Origin of the sequence: Streptomyces sp. NPDC005281, assembly GCF_040607495.1 — a bacterium.
GTDB lineage: Bacteria > Actinomycetota > Actinomycetes > Streptomycetales > Streptomycetaceae > Streptomyces.
The window spans coordinates 54755-71176 of sequence record NZ_JBEXGX010000024.1 but is presented as its reverse complement, the minus strand read 5'-3'; the positions used below and the strand labels follow the sequence as shown (position 1 = coordinate 71176).

Here is a 16422-nt window from a genome sequence, read left to right as displayed (position 1 = left end):
CGTCCTGACCGGCCCGCGAGCGCAGCGCGGAGTGATCCGAACGTGAGCTCCCGCCCGTCCCGAAACCGGCCAGGCCCCCCGCCGCCCGCCCCGCACTCGGAGTCATCCCATGCCCAGCACGCCCCAACTGCCCTACGGCACTTGGCCATCACCGATCACCGCCGAAGCCGTCGCCGACGCCTCCGGGTCCACCTCCTGGCCCTCCGGCGCCGGCGAGGAGAACTGGTGGTGCGCCTCGGACCCGGCCACCGCCACCGTACGTCTGCTGCGCAACGCGCCCGGCCACGAGCAGACCGTGCCCGTGCTCGCCCCCGGCGTCTCGGTGCGCAACCGCTCCCTCGGCTACGGCGGCAGGCCGTACTGGGTGCGCCCGGCCTCGCCCGGCGCCGACAGCCACCTGCTTGTCTTCACCGACCACCGCGACCAGCGGCTCCACCGGGCGGAGGTGCCCCGCATCGGGACGGCACGGGACGCGGGGTTCCCGGCGGCCGTGCCGCTCACCCCGGCGGACCCGCCCGGCCGGGAGACCTGCTGGGCCGACCCGGTGCCGTCACCGGACGGGACCGAGGTGTGGTGCGTGCGGGAGACCACCCGCGCCGCCACCGGACCGGACGACGCCGACCCGGCCGCCCGCACCGTCCGCGAGATCGTCGCCGTGCCGCTGTCGGGTGCCGCCGCCGACGACCCCGAAGCCCTGCGCGTGGTCGCCCGCTCGCACCACTTCCTCTCCGGGCACCGCCCCTGCCCGGACGGCCGCCGGCTCGTCTGGATCGGCTGGGACCACCCCCACATGCCCTGGGACAGCTCGGAGTTGATGGTCGCCGAGCTGCGCGACGGCGTGGCGTCAGAGCCCGTACGCCTGCTCGGCGGCAGTCACGACGGTACGGAGGTCTCCGTCTCCCAGGCGGAATGGGCGGACCCCGACACCCTCTACGCCATGGCCGACCCGGACGGCTGGTGGAACCTGCACCGCGTCGACCTCGCCGCGGACGCACCGGAAGCGTTGAAGATCACCAACGTCCTTCCCCTGGAGGAGGACTGCGCCGGCGCCGTCTGGCGGGTCGGCCCGAGCTGGTTCGCCGTGTCGCCGCACGGCGTGGTGTTCCCGCACGGCAACGGAGAGCAGAAACTCTCTCGTTGGAGCCCCGACGACGGCAGCCTCACCGAACTCGCCGACGGCTGGAGCAGGTTCAACGGCGACCTGTGGTCGGACGGCGAACGGGCACTGGTCAGAGCTGCCGATCCCGCCCTCGGCTCCGCCCTGTTGTCGGTGCCCCTGGCCCCCGGCGGCGGAGGGGCCCGGCGGGTGAGGCCCAAGTCCGAGGACCCGCTGGCCGCGTGGCAGCCGCTGCCCGAACGACGCACCGTGCACGACGCGCAGGGCCGCCCCGTGCACTACGTGCTGCACCGCCCGAGCAACCCCACCGCCACCGCACCCCGCGGCGAACTCCCGCCGCTGCTGGTGCAGGTGCACGGCGGTCCGACCAGCACCAGCGGTGTCACCGCCGACCTGGAGTACTCCTTCTTCACCAGCCGTGGCTTCGTGGTCGCCGACGTCGACTACGGCGGTTCAACCGGCTACGGCAGGGCCTACCGCGACCGCCTGCGCGGACAGTGGGGCGTCGTCGACGTGGAGGACTGCGTCACCGTCGCCCGTGCCCTGGCCGCCGAGGGCCTGGCCGATCCGGGCCGTACGGCCGTGCGCGGCGGCTCGGCCGGAGGCTGGACCACCCTGGCCTGCCTGGCCCACACCGACGCCTTCTGTGCGGGCACCGTCTACTACCCCATCAGCGACCCGGCGAGCTGGCGGGCCGAGCAGACCCACGACTTCGAGTCCCGTTACGTCGACACCCTGGTCGGCGTCCTGCCCGAGGACCGGGCCCGCTTCGACAAGGTCTCGCCCGCGGGCAACGCCGACCGCATCACCGCACCGCTGGTGATGCTCCAGGGCGCCGACGATTTCATCTGCCGCCCGGACCAGGCCACCCGGATCGTGGACCACCTCGCCCAACGAGGCGTGTGGCACCGCTTCCTCCTCTTCGAGGGCGAGGGCCACGGCTTCCGCAAGGCGGACAGCGTCCGCCGCTCCCTGCTCGCCGAGGTCGCCCTGTACCGCGAGGTCCTCGGCGCCCACATCGCCCCCGACGTACCGGCGGACCCCGACGACCGCTGACCGCCCCGGCGTCGGCCTCCCGCGTTGTCGTCTTCGCGGTCCTTCTCCCAAGGGAACGCGAAACGGTCGCGGCGGCCGTTCGTCACGAGCCCGGGCCTTGGCCCGGGCTCGTGGCCTTGCCGGGCGACCTCCGCCGTCAAGAACCGGTGCCGGGCTTGACGCCCCATACGTGGATGCTGTCGCCGATGCCGAGGAGGTCCCGGAGTGTGGCCGCGTCGGCCACGGTGAGGCCGACGCATCCTGCCGAGCCCCCGCCGTCGTAGAGGTCTCCGGGGTGGCCGTGCAAGGCTTGTCCGCCGTCGAAGAACTGGCAGTACGGCATCGGAGCGCGGTCATGGATCGTGGACACCTGATCCCGGTTGCGCAGGTGGATGGAGTGCCGGCCAGGTCGTGTCTCCTGGGCGTCACGCCCTCAACAGCTTGAAGTTGAGCAGGATCAGCACCGTCAGAGCCACGAACACGCAGCAGGAGACAGCGGTCACGATGATGGTGGCCGGCCCGGTCTGCTCGCGGCGACGCCAGAAGTAGGCGACGATCGCCGCCGCCGCGCCCGCCTGGAGAAGCACGGTGCCCATGGCGCCGAGGCCGGTGGCGATGGTGGCCATGGACAGGTAGCGGTCCAGCCCGAGCAGGGCGAACACCGCCGGCACCACCGCGCTGAACACGGTCTGCACCAGGCCGGCTCGGCTGGGGGTGCGCGGCCGAGGGTGGCTCGCACCGACCCAGGAAGGCAGCATCCGCTCGCGGCCCAGCGCGAACATGTAGCGGGCGGTGGCGTTGTGCAGGGAGAGCTGCGAGGCGAACATGCCTGCCACCACGGCGACCGACAGCAGCACCGTCAGCGTGTGCCCGGCGAACTGCTGCGAGATGCCGAACACGAGGTCGCCCTGGGCCTTGGCGGTTCGTCGAGGCCGGGCCGCCGCCGGCCCCTCGCGGCGATCAGCCTTGGGCGGGCGACCGGCTGGCGAGAGCGGCCTGATCGAGTCGGCACACCACATCGCCCAGGATGCTCCGAAGGCCCTCGTCACCGCCACGCGGGCGCTCTGAGGGAAGGGAGTCAGGCAGCCGAGCGGCGCGCGGCGTAGGCGTAGGGGAGGTAGCGCAGCCGCTCCGGGAGCAGCGGGACGGTCCTGCGTACGAGCACCCCGAAGCGGCGCAGCCGGCGCTCGTCCCGGGCGCTCCACGTCAGGCCGAGCCGCTTCCGCGCCGAGGGCGGCAGCAGGCCGGTCGTGACGAAGACGTTCAACCGCGCCAGCGGCGGGCGCAACAGGGGCCAGAGGCGGCGGAGAAGGGCCGGTGATCCGTCCGGGAGCGCGACGGGGCGGTGCGGGTCGAGGAGTTCTTGGACGACGGCCGTCGCCTCCAGCTCGTCGTGGACCATCGAATCGAAGTACCGCCAGTACGCCTCAGGCGTGGGCGGCATGTCACGGCGGTGGATGCCGAGAATGTCACCGAGTCGCAGGAGTTCGTCGTAGAGGCGGCGCTGTTCGTCCTCGTCCAAGGGGCGGGAGAGATACTCCGCCGCCCGCAGGAAGACCGGGTAGGCGGTGGCGTGGACCCAGGCGTAGTAGGCCGGGGTCAGGGCGTGATAGGCCCGGCCGTGACGGTCCGTGCCCGAGATCGTCTTGTGCAGGTGCCGCAGCCGGCGTCCTTCCTCCAGGGACTGCTCGCCGCCGTAGACCCACAGTTGCAGCGAGTCCAGCGAGCGCCGCGCGCGGCCCCAGGGGTCGGTCCGGAAGACCGAGTGTTCGTCGACGCCGGCACCGACGGCCGGGTGCGCGACCTGGAGCACCAGAGCGGCGGGCAGGGCGAACAGCATCCGTACGTCGCCCGTGAGGTCCCACAGGACGGATCCCGGTGCGAACGGGACCGGCTCGGGCGGCGGCGTACGGGCCGCGCCACCGGGTTCGGCTGCTTTCGGCAGGCCTGGCATGGTGCCCCCGTCCTTCGTTCCTCCGGAGTGTCGACGCCCCCGGTGGACAAGCCAGTAGCTTTTGTAGATTCCCCGCACTCGACGATACGCCCCGCACGTCCCCCTCCATCGATGACGTCCGCTTCCGAGGCTCCGACCCCACCGTGGACCCGGACCGGGGCGACCTTCGTCGACCACGCCGTCGGTCTCGGCCGACGGGCCGCTCAGTCCTGGGCCGGCATCACCCGGGTCACCTTGCCCTTCAGGTCGGCGTCCAGATAGCCGGTGACGTGGTCGTCGGCGAGATAGACAGCCAGTCCCAGCGGGGTGTCGAACGTGTCGTCGGCAGGGCGGACAAGGACGTAACGCATGGTCGGCCGCTGTACGTTCAGGTCCTTCTTCGCCCGCTTCAGCAGGGTGGGAAGGACGTCCCAGTCGAAGCTGTCGAGACTGAAGGGGCGTTCGCCGCCGATGATCGCGCTGCTGATGATGCCCTTCTCGACGCCCTGGCCCGGGCGGTAGCTGTAGCTGTCGTACTTGGTGTCGCTGCCCTTGACCATGATGTCCGCGGAGACATACGTCGGATAGACCGTGAGGTCGCAGGCGCGATCCGTGCCGGTCGCGGCCTTGATCTCCTTCACCGCCGTCCGGATGCCGGCGGGGGTGAGCAGATCCGTCTTCGCGTCGGCCTGCGGCGCCGGGGTCGAGCGGGACGGTGTGCGCGTAGTGTCCGTCGTCCTGGTCGAGGAGGTCGCGCCGGCTGAATCGGAGGGCTTTCCGCTGTCTTTGTCGCCTCCGTCCGGCAGCAGGGTCCACACCAGGACTCCCGCCAACACGGTCCCGACGACGGACGAGGCGATCGCGATGCGGCTCTTCGCACGGTTGCCCGGCCGTGCCGACGTCGGCCGGGTGGGGCCCGCCGGGTACGGAGTCGGCGAGCCGAAGCCCGAGGCTGGCCCGAAGCCGGCCGGTGGCCCGAATCCGGGGGGCGGCCCGGACCCAACCGGGGCGGGGGGTACGGGCGTTGGACCCGGCGGAGGTGCCAGCCAGTACGACGTGGCCCCGTCCGCCCCGGCGGGAGCACTTGGAACCGTGCTGCCGCCCTCGATCGCTTCCGCGAGCAGCCGGTCCGCGGTCTTCGCGTCCGCCCGGTCGGCCGGGTTCTTGACGAGGGCGGCGTTCAGGAACCCGGTCAGGACTCCGGCTCGGGCGGGTGGCGGAAGCTGCTCGCTCAGCATGGCCGCCAGCGTGGCGAGCGTGGTTCCCCTGCGCAGCGGGTGATGTCCCTCGACGGCGACGTACAGCATCATCGCCAGCGACCAGAGATCGGAGCCCGGCCCGCCCTCGCCGCCGGAGATGCGCTCGGGTGCCATGTAGTCGGGCGTGCCGATGATCGACCCGGTCGCGGTCAGGGCGGACGAGTCCCTGATGGTCGCGATGCCGAAGTCGGTGAGGACGGGACGCCCGTCGGGTCTCATCAGCACGTTGGCGGGTTTCACGTCCCGGTGCTGGATGCCGACATCGTGCGCGGCACGCAGCGCGGCCAGCACCTCGCGACCCAGCCGGGCGGCGTCGGCGGGCGCCAACGGCCCCTTCTCCAGCCGGTCCTGAAGTGATCCGCCGGTCACCAGTTCCATGACCAGCCACGGGTAGACGTACTCCCCGCCGTCCACCACGTGGTGGATGGTCACCACATTGGGGTGATCGACGCGAGCCAACGCCCGTGCCTCGCGCAGTACTCGGGCCCGGAGCATGGCCGCGCCCTGCGGGTCGTACTCGGCAAGACCCGGATCAGGCGGCCGTACCTCCTTGAGCGCCACGGCCCGGTCAAGGACCAGATCGCGTGCACGCCACACCGTGCCCATGCCACCGCCACCGAGCCGCGTCTCCAGCTCGAAGCGCCCCTCTATGACCCGTCTGCCGGAATCACCCTCGTTCATGGCCGGAAGCCTACGAGATACCTGTGACACGGTCCCACGCAGGTGACCGCAAACACGCGCGGACCGGTGCGATCCGCGCCGCCGGGAAGGAGACCGGCCCTGAGTGGTTCACGGTCGGCGATTCGACCCTGAACGTCGCGCTCGTGTGCCCGATGCAAGTGCCTGCCGGCATCTTCGGTTCCGCGTGTGAGAGGTGCGCGGCGCTGTCCGTCCTGGTCAGTGTCCTTGGGCTGCTGCACCGGTCCGGTTCGGAGCCACGTGCGTCGAGTGCTTCGGCAGGCACGGTTCAGTCGATCGCGGTGTCCTCGGTCTCCCAGCGAAGGAGGTCGCCCGGCTGGCACTCGAGTACCTCGCAGAGCGCGGCGAGCGTCGTGAAGCGCACCGCCTTGGCGCGGCCGTTCTTGAGTACCGCAAGGTTGGCGGGTGTGATCCCTACGCGGTCCGAGAGTTCGCCCACGGACATCTTCCGCCTCGCCAGCATCACGTCGATGTCGACGGCGATCGGCATCAGATCACCTCGTCCAAGTCGGCCTGCATCTGCGCCGCTTCGACGTCGCGGGCGACGGCCTGGGCGAGCAGCGTCCGCAGCACGAGCACGATGAGCGCGACTCCCAGGATGGCCAAGCCGATCCCGCCCATGATGAGGGTGACGCCCGGGTCGTCCCGCTGGCCGGGCGCATTCAGGGCCGTGACGGCGAACCACACGAGAGCAGCCGCGACGATCGCGCCGATGATGATGTCCACGTACCGGAAAGCGGCATGGGAGAACACGGTTCCGCGCCGCACCATCGTCACCAGTCGCCATACACAGGCCAGGGCGACCTGGGCCGCCCCGATTCCCAGGATCGTGCTCACGCGCATCGGGGTCAGCGGGAGCGATCCGTCCTCCGGGTCGTTCCCGCTGACCAGCGCCCACACCATCAATGCCTGGACCAGCACGCTGCCGGTGAGCACCACCACGAGCACGGCGCGCAGCGCGCGCACTGTCAGCTTTCCCATGACCCATCCCTCCATCGACCTACGATGGGAATCTATCGAATCTCGATAGGTGAGGCAAGCGTCGGATCACACGCCACCCAGCGCACCGCGGTCACGGCCGGATGGCGACCGCGCAACCATGGTCGGCTGTGCGGCGTGTGATCCGGTGGGACGGCTCTCGTCCGTCCCCGACCGGAAGGCGAGGGGGACCCGATGGCGCGGGAGCAGACCGGGGACACGGCATCGCGGACTGGACCGGGCACGAGGCGGCCCAGGACAGTGCTGGGCCATGCGCTGCGCTGGGTGTTCCGCCTGGTCATGGCTGCTCTGATCCTGCTGCTCGCCATGCGCACCTACGAGGAGACTGGCGTCGCGCACGCACAGTCGAACGGGACGTTGCACACGACCGGGGCCACCATCACGAGGCTGACGTCCCACACGACGAGTGGGAGGGACGGCGGAGGACAGGGCGGTGGCAGCGGCGACTGGTACGTCACCACCAAGTACACGATCGAACTGCGCATCGGCGACGAGACGAAGACGGTGAACGGCGTCCCGAACGATTCCGCGAACGGCTTCCGGGAGGGGCAGCGGGTCCAGGCGGGCCTGTGGCGGGGGCGGGTTGTGGAGATCGACGGGCGTGACGTGTGGCTCGGCTGGTACCCCGGGGGGTGGGACATGGCACTGTTCATGCTCTACCCGCTGATCATGGGCTATCTGATCGCCCTCGCGCTGGCCGCCGCCGCGTACCTGGCCGGCCGCGGCGGCCGGGTCCGGCTGGAGCGGCAGGAGCGGGCCATCCCCTGGGTGTTCGGGTTCCTCGTCGCGATGGCGGCCAGCTTCGTGCTCATGGGGTGCGCGGCTTTCGGGAACACCATCGCGTACTGGCCGCTTGCTCCCGTCGGAGCCGGAACCGCCACCGCGCTGGCGGGGCTGGGGGGAGCGCTCCGGCGGGCCCGGGCCACGCGCGTAAGGGACTCACCCAGTGGGAGCGCGCCGGCCCAGGTCTGATGGCCGGGCCCGGCTGCGCAGGGGACCACTGTTGGATGGCGTCGTAGTAGTTGAGCATGTGCTGATCGCTCTGTGGCATGTCGTCGAAGGCGTGCTGCAATGAGCAGCCGACCAGGAGTGCGGGAAGGCCGTCTGCTTTCACGCCTTGGCGGGCGTCGGGCCGGTTCGCAACCGAACGACGAAGCAGCTTCTTGGTCGGCACTGCGACGGCAGTCCACCACGCCGCTCCCGGTCAGAAGGAATGACAACTCCCCAGCAGGGCAATGGGCGTTTGGCCGAGAGGGCGCGTGAATCGAGGGACGACCCGGTGGGCCCCTTGGATCACTTGTTGACGGAATACGAGTGTGCGCCGGTGCCGGCCAGGCCGCCGCCGTCGGCGATCAGATCCTCGTCTCCCAGTCCGGGGTCACGGTCATCCGCCCGACCTCGGTGACGCGGCCAAGGTCGACCTGCACGCTCCATGGGGCGCCAATGGTGGACTGTGCGAACGTCGAGGGATCGCCGTCGACGGCGTTCTCGGCGGGCTTGCCCCACTCGCGTGCAGGCGTGCCCGCAGTTGTGCATCCGCTGGTACCTGCACGCACGAAGTACCGGTGACTGTTGCAGCAGCGACCGCAGGGACTGGCCGGGGTGAAAGGCGACACCATGACCGTGTGGGTGGTGCAGCCGGACGGTGGCCGTCCGGAGGGTCCTGGCTGCCCCCATGGCTTCGCCGCAGGGCCGGAGCCGGAGCCCCGCAGCCGTGTATGCCTGAAGTGCGCCGCCCAGGGGCGGGCCGAGACGCGTCTGCGACTTTGCCTGACCTGTGGCCACATGGGATGCAGTGACAGCGCGCCGGGCGCCCATGCCACCGCTCACTTCGAATCGAGCGGTCACCCCCTTGCACGTTCCGCGGAACCCGGCGCCGAGGCATGGGCCTGGTGCTACATCGATGAACGCTTTCTGCGGCCGGACGACGCCCGCTCGCCGGGGTAAGCGGTGGAGGGTAGCTTCACGTTTGCCCGTTGTCGGCGGCGGAACAGGTCATGGGCTGGGGTGCTGTGAGACCTGAAAGCGGGTCGGTCCGACGGCCGAGTTCACTCGCTGTCAGGCATCGTTCCGGGGCAGGGCCGAGAGGAACGCGTCGATCTCCCGTCGGACGTAGCGCGAGGCGTCGGTCAGGGCGGCAAGGGCCTTCTTGAGTTCGTGAGCCGGCTCCGGGGCGGTGGCCCAGACCTCTGGCTCTCTGGTGACGACCGCGTACAGCAGGTCATGGTCGAACCAGCCACCATCGGCCTGCGTCGGCGCGGTGTCCCGCAGAATCTCCACGGCCAGAGGCAGCAGCCAGGGCAGTCCCACATCCTGCCCGATCAGCCGGGCCAGCTCCTGCGGTTTCAGGGTTGAGACCGGTCGACGCCGTAGCTCGTACACGCTCCGGACCATCGGGGTCGTGTCCGCGGGAGGAACCGGCCATCGCAGGCCCTCCAACTCCTCGAGGGAGCTGTCGCGGTCGAACTCTTCGGGCATCGGCGGGTCCTCTCGTGCTCCGCCGCCGCGGTGCGGAGGCGGAGCTACTGGAGTGCGTCTGTGTCCGCGTTGCCCCGCGGGAAGGCGGTGCGCTCCACAAATGCCAGGGAAGGGCTCTGGGGACAGATGACTTTGACTCGTCGTCGACGCGGGCTTCACGCCGGCGGGGCGTGGTGTCCCTGAGTTGGCAGACATCGTCGTTCGCGTTCATGGGCTCGGCGGGCGTGCAAATGCTGCGTGTCCACGGCACCGAGGTGTGTGACCTCGAGCGCACACCATGCGCGGGGTCGCGCCACCGACCGACATCGGCGCGCGTACTCCAGCAGTGGATCGTGATCTTCACTGTGCCTTTGCGCGATAGAGGGCCATTTGCAGGAGTGGCCAGACTTTCCGGGCTTGTTGGCCAGCTGGCCGAGCCGGGACGCGGTAGTGGGAACCGGGTCTTGATTGTTCGCACCGGGCCTTGATGGCTGACGTCGGAGCCGCTGAACCTGGACACGACATGTGGAAGCTGGCCGGGCGTGTTGGAACTACTGGAGACGTGTCGCAGTCCGGATGAGATCGGCGACGGCTGTGGACCGGCTGTGCGGTGGCCAGGCGATCACGGTGGTGACTGTCGGCGCGTCCACCACGGGCACGGCGGCGAGGTCGCCGTGCAGTTGGGCCCGGCACGACTCCGGTGAGACCGCGCAGGCACGGCCGAGCGCGACGAGCTGCAACAACTGCGCGTGGTCGCGGACCTGTGGGCCGGGGCCGGGCGGGTAGGTGCCGTCGGGGTCGGGCCATCGGGGGAGGGGCAGGCCGGGCAGCCGGGTGATGTCGGCCATGTGCACATGGGTCCGGGCGGTGAGCGGATGCCCGGCCGGCAGGATCACGACCTGGCCCTCCGCACTGAGCTCTTCGGTGTGGAAACCGGCCGTCGAGTCGAACGGCCGGTGCAGCAGGGCCACGTCGGCCCGGCCCTCGCGCAGGAGTTGTGCCTGCTCGGCCGGACCGCACAGGATGACGTCGACGGGGACCGCGCCGGGTTCGGCGGCGTACGCGTCGAGCAGTTTCGCCAGCAGTTCTCTGGACGCACTGGCCTTCGTGACCAGGACCAGGCCGGGACGGCCGGTCACGGAAAGTGCGGCGCGGCGGGTCCGGCGCTCGGCGGCCTCGACCGCGTCGAGGGCCGCCCGGCCCTCGACCAACAGCACCGAGCCGGCCTCGGTCAGCGTGACAGTGCGGCTGGTCCGATCCAACAGCACTGCCCCGAGCCGGCGTTCGAGCTGCTGGATCGCCCGTGACAAAGGCGGCTGCGCGATCCCGAGCCGCTGTGCGGCGCGCCCGAAGTGCAGCTCTTCAGCGACAGCGACGAAATAGCGCAGTTCCCGGGTCTCCATACGGCCACGCTATCCCGGATCAATATCCTGACGGTATCGTTGCGCACCCGATCGGTCTTGGACCCCGGCCGAGGTCCGAGGGCAGCATGGCCCCTATGACTGAACGGACGATCGCGCTGGTCACCGGCGCGAACAAGGGAATCGGCTACGAGATCGCCGCGGGCCTGGGCGCCCTCGGCTGGAGCGTCGGCGTCGGCGCCCGCGACGATCGGCGCCGAAGCGTCGCGGTGGAGAAACTGCGCGCCGCCGGCATCGACGCGTTCGCCGTACCGCTGGACGTGACCGACGACGCGAGCGTGACCGCCGCCGCACGGCTGATCGAGGAGCAGGCCGGGCGCCTCGACGTGCTCGTCAACAACGCCGCCATCACAGGCAGCATGCCGCAGGAGCCCACCCAGGTCGATCCCGCCGTCATCCGGACGGTCGTGGAGACCAACGTGATCGGCGTCATCCGCGTCACCAACGCGATGATGCCGCTGCTGCGCCGCTCCGCCTCACCGCGGATCGTGAACATGTCCAGCAGTGTCGGCTCCCTCACCCGGCAGTCAGGAGCCGCTGCTGAGCAGACGGCGGGTCCGGTGGCCGTGGCGTACGCGCCGTCGAAGACGTTCCTGAATGCCGTCACCCTCCAGTACGTCCGGGAGCTGAGCGGCACGAACATCCTGATCAACGCCGGCTGCCCCGGCTACGTCGCGACCGACCTCAACGGCTTCCGCGGCGTGCGCACCCCCGAACAGGGCGCGGCGATCGCCATCAAACTCGCGACCCTGCCCGACGACGGCCCGACCGGCAAGTTCTTCGACGACGCCGGCGTAGTGCCCTGGTGATGTACATGGCGGTCATGGCAGAGCCACCAGCCCCGCCAGCACAGCACCGCCCCGGAGCACGCACCACGTACAGCTGAACATAACTGGGTTCAACGCCGCCCGTACAGCCTGGCCTGAGCTCGTCCCACCAACTCCTCGACCAGCTGGTCATGCACCGCTTTCACCATGTGGTGGCCCATGCGTGATGCGCTCAAAGCCGTGAGCGAGGAACGCTTCCTCCTCCTCGCCGGCCCGCCGGCCCTACTTCTCACGGATCACCGTCCCGCAGGCGGCTGACATCCCAGTCAGCCGCAGAACGTACGGCCCCGTGGGCCCGGCGTGCTGCTCAACCTGCTTCGAGGCAGGGCCGGAACCCCTCATATTCGGAGGGGCTCCGGCCGGGAAGTCCGGCCGACCGCGGCGCGCGCCGTAGCCGCCACTTGCATCCGGAGAGGTTCTCGATGACGGCTGCTGAGGATCAGACGGCGACGATGCCTTCCATGCCGGACTCGCCGAAGGCGAGCAGGCCCTCGTCGGCTGTCGTGACCTTGGTGAGAGAGCCGTCGGCCTTGACGCGGAAGCCGTCGACGGTACCGGAGACGGCGTTCTGGACGTAGACGAACCTCTCGTCCTCGGTCACGGCGAGGTCGATCACACCCTGCGACTTGGCCGAGGGCGGTGCGGCGATGCCCACGTCGTTGGTCAGGGAGAGCCGGCCGTGCCTGTCCATGCGGTACCCGGTGACGGTGGAGTTGCCGGTGTTGCCGCCGTAGAAGTGGTTGCCCGCTCGCTCGAGCCAGCACAGGGTCTCCTGGCCATTGGGCAAGGGCGCCTGGAGGACCTTCAGTGTGCCGTCCTGCCGGACCTTGTAGGTGGTGACCGTGGACTTCGCGGCCTCCGCGACCAGCATCCGCTTGCCGGACGCGTCGAAGCTGATCGCGAACGGAACACCGCCGGCCGACTTGTTGACGACGGGTGCGGCGACGGCCGGCAGGCCGTTCCGCTTCATGGGGAGGACCTCGACGGTGTTGGCGGCCTTGGTGGTGACGATCAGGTCGCGTCCGTCCGGTGTGAACGCGACCTCGCCGGGAGAACTGGAGAACAGGGGGATGTCCTTGTTGTCCAGGCCCAGGGAACGATAGGACCCGGGCAGCGGCCGCAGCCCCTTGCCGGTGATCTCGAAGCCCTGGACGCTGCCCTGCCCACCCGCGTTCATGACGTACGCGACCCTGCCGTGTACCGCTATGGAGGCAGGGAACTTGCCGCCGGAGCTCACGACGTGCCGGTCCTTGAGCTGCCTTCCTTCGACGTGGAAGGAGGTCACCGTGCCGCTGCCGGCGTTGACGGCCAGCAGTGTTCCCGAGGCGTCGTCGTAGACGAGTGAGCCCTGGGAGGCGAGCGAGTCGGTCGGGGCGTCGACCTGGTCACCGCCCTTCCCGCCGGTCGCGTAGGTCCCCGAGGCGCTCAGCGTGCCGTCGTCGCCACGGGCGAACACATGGATGGTGTTGCCGCCCAACTCGTTGCCCTGGACGAAGACGCTGTGGTCGGCCCCGGCCGTGCTCCCGGAGTTCTGACTGGCCGAGGCCGCGGTCACGGCCACCGTGGCCGCCGCTGCGGCGGCCAGAACCCCGCCGCCGATCACGATGCGCCGTGTCCTGGACTTCGCCCGGTGACCGCCCCGGATGCCGGCGGATCGGTTCGTGCGGCCATTGTTCTGGGGGGTGCTGTGCATGTGCGCTTCCCGTCCCTGTAGGTGTGTCCCTGCGGTGCGGTCCACGGGCTGTGGACCGCACCAGAGTGGACGGTGGGAGCCGTGTGGCGACAGGGAACTGTGGGCGCGTCAGACTCTCGTAAGACGGTTCTCTGGCGCGCGGTGCCGTGGCGTCGATCGCCCCGGCGAGAGTCTTACGGAACCCTTACGCGGCCGTATCCGACGGCGTCACGCGCTTACGCTCGCAGGCGTGTTGACCATACGAAACATCGCCCTCGCCACCACCGCCCCACTGGTTCTGGCCGTGGCGGGCATCGCGCATCCGCATGGGCTGTCCCGATCGACGGCCTCGGACTGGACGCAGTTGCACATCGTGCTCCTGCCGGTCTTTCCGCTGCTCACGGTCGGTCTCCTGGTGCCTCTTTGGCACCGGCCCCGACCCGGCCTCGCGGGCTTCGCCACGGTGGTCGCCTGGGCGGGTGCCTTCGGCTACGCGGCCTTCTACACCGGCCTCGACGCGGTCGCCGGTATAGCCGCGGGGACCGCGGTCGAGCACGTCGGCGCGACAGCCGACCTCGGGCCGGTCAAACGCCCGCTGTACGACACGGGGGAGATGCTCGGGCAGGTCGGCGTCTACGCGCTCATCGGCGCCATCGCCGCCACGGCGGTCGCGCTGTTCCCGAAGCACGGCGTCCGGATCCTGCCCGGCACGCTGGTGCTCCTCGGCGCCGGCTGGTCCTTCGTCGACAGCCACATCTTCTGGCCGCGCGGTGTCTGGACGATGTTCGGCTTCGCCCTGGGCTTCGCGCTCCTCGCCTGGGGGACCGCGGACAGCGGACCCACCGGTACGGACGACAAGGCTTCCCGCCGCCAACGATGCTGAGCGCCGCCCCTGCCAAGCAGGTGCGGGCCAGAGGCATCTTGCGTCACCAGCCGGTCAGCCGCAGGTGAGGAGTGCGCGGCCAACCGCGTCTGCAGCATGATCGCCGGGCCTGGCCCATGGGCGGCCACGCCGGCGCAGCCGCCGGGACGGCGGGCGCTCACCGGACGGTCAGGGTGCCGGGCCGGCGTGGCGGCACGAGAGCGGGCAACCCTCCCTCATAGGCATCTGTGACCAGGCGAAGGAGTGTGGCACCAGCAGCGGTCTCGGGCGTTCGTCGAACGCTCTGCTCGATCACCGCGACATGGCCGGCCACGACCGTCATCAGAACCAAGACCGGCTTCATCGTCGGGCTGGCCTACAACGCGAACGCGAACTGGGCGCTGAACATCCTCGCCGCCGACGGTGGCGCGATCAGCCGTGGCGGGCGCCGCTACACACTCAGCCAACCCCGCAAGCGTGGCGCGGAGGCCCGCGCCGACCTGCCGGAACCGATCGGGTTCACCATGCGCAAGCTCGGCATCGACGCCTTCCTCGAGTTCGACGCCACTCGCATCTGAGTCGGCCCGAGCGGATTTGAGTCGGGCAGGCGCTCATCGGCAGGTGGGTCCAGCGAAGTCACGGGCTTGTGGGCCAACGGAATGATCGAGCGATCAGCCAGCGACGTGTTCAGCGGGTACCGCGCCTGGTGGTTCGGCGATTGAGGCCGCCAGCAGATCTCGCCGGCGATCTTGGCGGTCTGTCATGGATCGACAGCTGTCCAAGTGACAACCGGTGTCCGTCACCTGCGCCCTTGGGGCAAGCTGATCTGCCGCTGATTGCGATGCTCTGGCAGCGTTGAGCGGTCGTACCCGAGGCCAGTGCGTCTTCGCAGGTCGCGGGGTTCCGGTCCGGAGGTGAGGAGTTGCCGAGAACCGTCTATCGCCTTCGCCGAGTGGACTACGGAGGTCTTCGTCACTCAGGCTCGGTGAGGGGCTACTTCGACTCGATCCTGCCGAAGGGTTCCGGGCGGGCCTCCAATTCCGCGACTGCCTTGTCCCACGACGGGTCGTCCTCATACAGCGCGGAGCGGAGGTAGGCCCAGGCGAGCGCGCGCAGCGTGGAGACACGCTCCGGGTTCTCGTCGGAAGCCTCGACCGCGTCATAACCGGAGATGCCACCGAACATGTGCTCCGCGCCGAAGACCGTCAGCAGGGTCTTCGGGCCCGGGCTCAAGGTGTACGTGTCCCAGCGATAGCTGAGGCGCTCGGAGAAGTTGGGGTTCAGGTCCTTGTCACCCGCGATCACGAGCGCCTTGCCCGTCATGTTCGAGAAGTTGTTGCCCTTCGTCACCGGGTAGTGTTCCGCTGCCCAGTCGGCCAGACCTTCGGCGCTGCCAGGGGCGCCGAAGATCACTCCTGCCTTGACCCGGGCGTCGGTCAGGTCCACTTCGATCCCGTCGTTCGGGTCGGTGACCCGCATGCCCAGCAGCATCGAGGCGGTCGCACCACCGAGGGAATGCCCGGCAACCGCGATCCGGCCTCGGTCCAACCGGCCCGCGAGGCCCGGAACCGCCGCCTCGATTTCGTCGAGCCTGTCCAGGATGTGGTGCATGTCTTCGCCACGCGTACGCCAGTACAGCGGGGCCTGTGGATCGTCGGCCTCGCGAAGACCGAGTGCGACGGAGTCCAGGTGGGTCGGCTGGATGACGACGAAGCCGTGCGCCGCCCAGAAGTTGGCGAGCGGGCCGTAGCCGTTCAGTGACGACAGGAAGTTGGTCATCCCGTGGCCGTGGGACAGCAGGATGACCGGGAGGTCGCTCCCCGTCTCCGGCGCTGAGACCTTCATCTCGAGACTGACCGCTCGACCTGGGACATCCAGTACCACCGGGCTGTACGTGACGACAGCAGTGGGCTCGCTCACCGGAATATCTCCGGCTTCGCTGATCGGTGCGCTCATGGAAAAGGGTCTCCTTCATAGTGTCCTGCGCCGTAGAAAACGTCGGTTTCCAGCAGCGCGCCGCTGGCATTGAGGTACGCGTGAGTCCTACGTGCGCGGTTGTCGTCCGTACGGCGGTGGGCGCCCAGACCGATGCGGACAAGGTCGGGCGAGCTCACCAGAAGGCCGGCGGGGCCGAGGCGACG

At 70.0% G+C, this 16422-nt stretch carries 16 protein-coding genes and 1 pseudogene; 6 read left to right on the top strand and 11 right to left on the bottom strand.

The window, feature by feature from the left end:
- The first annotated feature begins 109 nt into the window (after positions 1 to 109).
- Positions 110 to 2173 (top strand): prolyl oligopeptidase family serine peptidase, encoded by a 2064-nt coding sequence (locus ABZV42_RS29395; protein ID WP_356054359.1) that lies wholly within the window; start codon positions 110 to 112, stop codon positions 2171 to 2173.
- 136 nt (positions 2174 to 2309) lie between these two features.
- Here ABZV42_RS29395 and ABZV42_RS29390 read toward each other — a convergent pair.
- From ABZV42_RS29390 to ABZV42_RS29365, 6 genes and pseudogenes are all read right to left on the bottom strand, one after another.
- Positions 2310 to 2585 (bottom strand): annotated as a pseudogene (locus ABZV42_RS29390) (L,D-transpeptidase); the annotation flags it as partial.
- Positions 2578 to 3171 (bottom strand): amino acid permease, encoded by a 594-nt coding sequence (locus ABZV42_RS29385; RefSeq protein ID WP_355985016.1) that lies wholly within the window; start codon positions 3169 to 3171, stop codon positions 2578 to 2580. The gene ABZV42_RS29385 and the pseudogene ABZV42_RS29390, both read right to left, overlap by 8 nt.
- 59 nt (positions 3172 to 3230) lie before the next feature.
- Positions 3231 to 4106: an oxygenase MpaB family protein gene (locus tag ABZV42_RS29380; protein ID WP_355984927.1), complete on the bottom strand. Its 876-nt coding sequence runs from the start codon at positions 4104 to 4106 to the stop codon at positions 3231 to 3233.
- Positions 4107 to 4309: 203 nt separating this feature from the next.
- Positions 4310 to 6025, bottom strand: coding sequence for a serine/threonine-protein kinase (locus ABZV42_RS29375; RefSeq protein WP_356054356.1), 1716 nt, complete (start codon positions 6023 to 6025; stop codon positions 4310 to 4312).
- Positions 6026 to 6311: 286 nt separating this feature from the next.
- On the bottom strand, positions 6312 to 6533 hold the full coding sequence (locus tag ABZV42_RS29370; protein WP_356054354.1) for a helix-turn-helix transcriptional regulator: 222 nt from the start codon (positions 6531 to 6533) through the stop codon (positions 6312 to 6314).
- Complete coding sequence (locus ABZV42_RS29365) at positions 6533 to 7024, bottom strand: DUF2975 domain-containing protein (protein WP_356054352.1); 492 nt, start codon at positions 7022 to 7024, stop codon at positions 6533 to 6535. Before ABZV42_RS29365 ends, ABZV42_RS29370 begins: the two co-directional genes overlap by 1 nt.
- 297 nt (positions 7025 to 7321) lie before the next feature.
- Between ABZV42_RS29365 and ABZV42_RS29360 the strand changes: the two genes are divergently transcribed.
- Entirely contained in the window at positions 7322 to 8014 is a 693-nt protein-coding gene (locus ABZV42_RS29360) for a hypothetical protein (protein WP_356054349.1), read from the top strand.
- Between the two features lie 380 nt (positions 8015 to 8394).
- Here ABZV42_RS29360 and ABZV42_RS29355 read toward each other — a convergent pair whose 3' ends face one another.
- Positions 8395 to 8598 carry a hypothetical protein gene (locus tag ABZV42_RS29355; RefSeq protein WP_355984918.1) on the bottom strand — a complete coding sequence of 68 codons (204 nt, stop codon included), beginning with the start codon at positions 8596 to 8598 and terminating at the stop codon, positions 8395 to 8397.
- A 166-nt stretch (positions 8599 to 8764) separates the two neighbouring features.
- On the opposite strand from ABZV42_RS29355, the gene ABZV42_RS29350 reads away from it, so the two are divergent.
- Positions 8765 to 8989 (top strand): UBP-type zinc finger domain-containing protein, encoded by a 225-nt coding sequence (locus ABZV42_RS29350; RefSeq protein WP_355985014.1) that lies wholly within the window; start codon positions 8765 to 8767, stop codon positions 8987 to 8989.
- A gap of 111 nt (positions 8990 to 9100) precedes the next feature.
- Here ABZV42_RS29350 and ABZV42_RS29345 read toward each other — a convergent pair whose 3' ends face one another.
- A complete protein-coding gene (locus ABZV42_RS29345; protein WP_355984916.1) occupies positions 9101 to 9520 on the bottom strand; it encodes a contact-dependent growth inhibition system immunity protein in 420 nt (139 codons plus the stop codon).
- A gap of 530 nt (positions 9521 to 10050) precedes the next feature.
- Entirely contained in the window at positions 10051 to 10902 is an 852-nt protein-coding gene (locus ABZV42_RS29340; RefSeq protein WP_356054347.1) for a LysR family transcriptional regulator, read from the bottom strand.
- A 95-nt stretch (positions 10903 to 10997) separates the two neighbouring features.
- Between ABZV42_RS29340 and ABZV42_RS29335 the strand changes: the two genes are divergently transcribed.
- The gene (locus ABZV42_RS29335) at positions 10998 to 11729 is read left to right on the top strand and encodes an SDR family oxidoreductase (RefSeq protein WP_355984912.1); all 732 of its coding nucleotides are present in this window, start codon (positions 10998 to 11000) and stop codon (positions 11727 to 11729) included.
- Positions 11730 to 12186: 457 nt separating this feature from the next.
- Here the strand turns inward: ABZV42_RS29335 and ABZV42_RS29330 are convergent, their stop codons facing one another.
- Positions 12187 to 13440, bottom strand: a complete 1254-nt coding sequence (locus ABZV42_RS29330; RefSeq protein ID WP_355984910.1) for a beta-propeller fold lactonase family protein — start codon at positions 13438 to 13440, stop codon at positions 12187 to 12189.
- Between the two features lie 229 nt (positions 13441 to 13669).
- Between ABZV42_RS29330 and ABZV42_RS29325 the strand changes: the two genes are divergently transcribed.
- Complete coding sequence (locus ABZV42_RS29325) at positions 13670 to 14302, top strand: hypothetical protein (protein ID WP_356054344.1); 633 nt, start codon at positions 13670 to 13672, stop codon at positions 14300 to 14302.
- A 245-nt stretch (positions 14303 to 14547) separates the two neighbouring features.
- Positions 14548 to 14859 (top strand): hypothetical protein, encoded by a 312-nt coding sequence (locus ABZV42_RS29320; RefSeq protein WP_356054342.1) that lies wholly within the window; start codon positions 14548 to 14550, stop codon positions 14857 to 14859.
- Positions 14860 to 15274: 415 nt separating this feature from the next.
- Here ABZV42_RS29320 and ABZV42_RS29315 read toward each other — a convergent pair whose 3' ends face one another.
- Positions 15275 to 16237, bottom strand: a complete 963-nt coding sequence (locus ABZV42_RS29315; protein ID WP_356054340.1) for an alpha/beta fold hydrolase — start codon at positions 16235 to 16237, stop codon at positions 15275 to 15277.
- Between the last annotated feature and the right edge of the window lie 185 nt (positions 16238 to 16422).

Bases quoted from the DNA above. Each gene is read 5' to 3' on its own strand.
- ABZV42_RS29330 (WP_355984910.1), bottom strand. From the start codon at position 13,440: ATGCACAGCACCCCCCAGAACAATGGCCGCACGAACCGATCCGCCGGC.
- ABZV42_RS29360 (WP_356054349.1), top strand. From the start codon at position 7,322: ATGGCTGCTCTGATCCTGCTGCTCGCCATGCGCACCTACGAGGAGACT.
- ABZV42_RS29340 (WP_356054347.1), bottom strand. From the start codon at position 10,902: ATGGAGACCCGGGAACTGCGCTATTTCGTCGCTGTCGCTGAAGAGCTG.
- ABZV42_RS29335 (WP_355984912.1), top strand. From the start codon at position 10,998: ATGACTGAACGGACGATCGCGCTGGTCACCGGCGCGAACAAGGGAATC.
- ABZV42_RS29380 (WP_355984927.1), bottom strand. From the start codon at position 4,106: ATGCCAGGCCTGCCGAAAGCAGCCGAACCCGGTGGCGCGGCCCGTACG.
- ABZV42_RS29375 (WP_356054356.1), bottom strand. From the start codon at position 6,025: ATGAACGAGGGTGATTCCGGCAGACGGGTCATAGAGGGGCGCTTCGAG.
- ABZV42_RS29315 (WP_356054340.1), bottom strand. From the start codon at position 16,237: ATGAGCGCACCGATCAGCGAAGCCGGAGATATTCCGGTGAGCGAGCCC.
- ABZV42_RS29395 (WP_356054359.1), top strand. From the start codon at position 110: ATGCCCAGCACGCCCCAACTGCCCTACGGCACTTGGCCATCACCGATC.
- ABZV42_RS29385 (WP_355985016.1), bottom strand. From the start codon at position 3,171: ATGTGGTGTGCCGACTCGATCAGGCCGCTCTCGCCAGCCGGTCGCCCG.
- ABZV42_RS29370 (WP_356054354.1), bottom strand. From the start codon at position 6,533: ATGCCGATCGCCGTCGACATCGACGTGATGCTGGCGAGGCGGAAGATG.
- ABZV42_RS29345 (WP_355984916.1), bottom strand. From the start codon at position 9,520: ATGCCCGAAGAGTTCGACCGCGACAGCTCCCTCGAGGAGTTGGAGGGC.
- ABZV42_RS29365 (WP_356054352.1), bottom strand. From the start codon at position 7,024: ATGGGAAAGCTGACAGTGCGCGCGCTGCGCGCCGTGCTCGTGGTGGTG.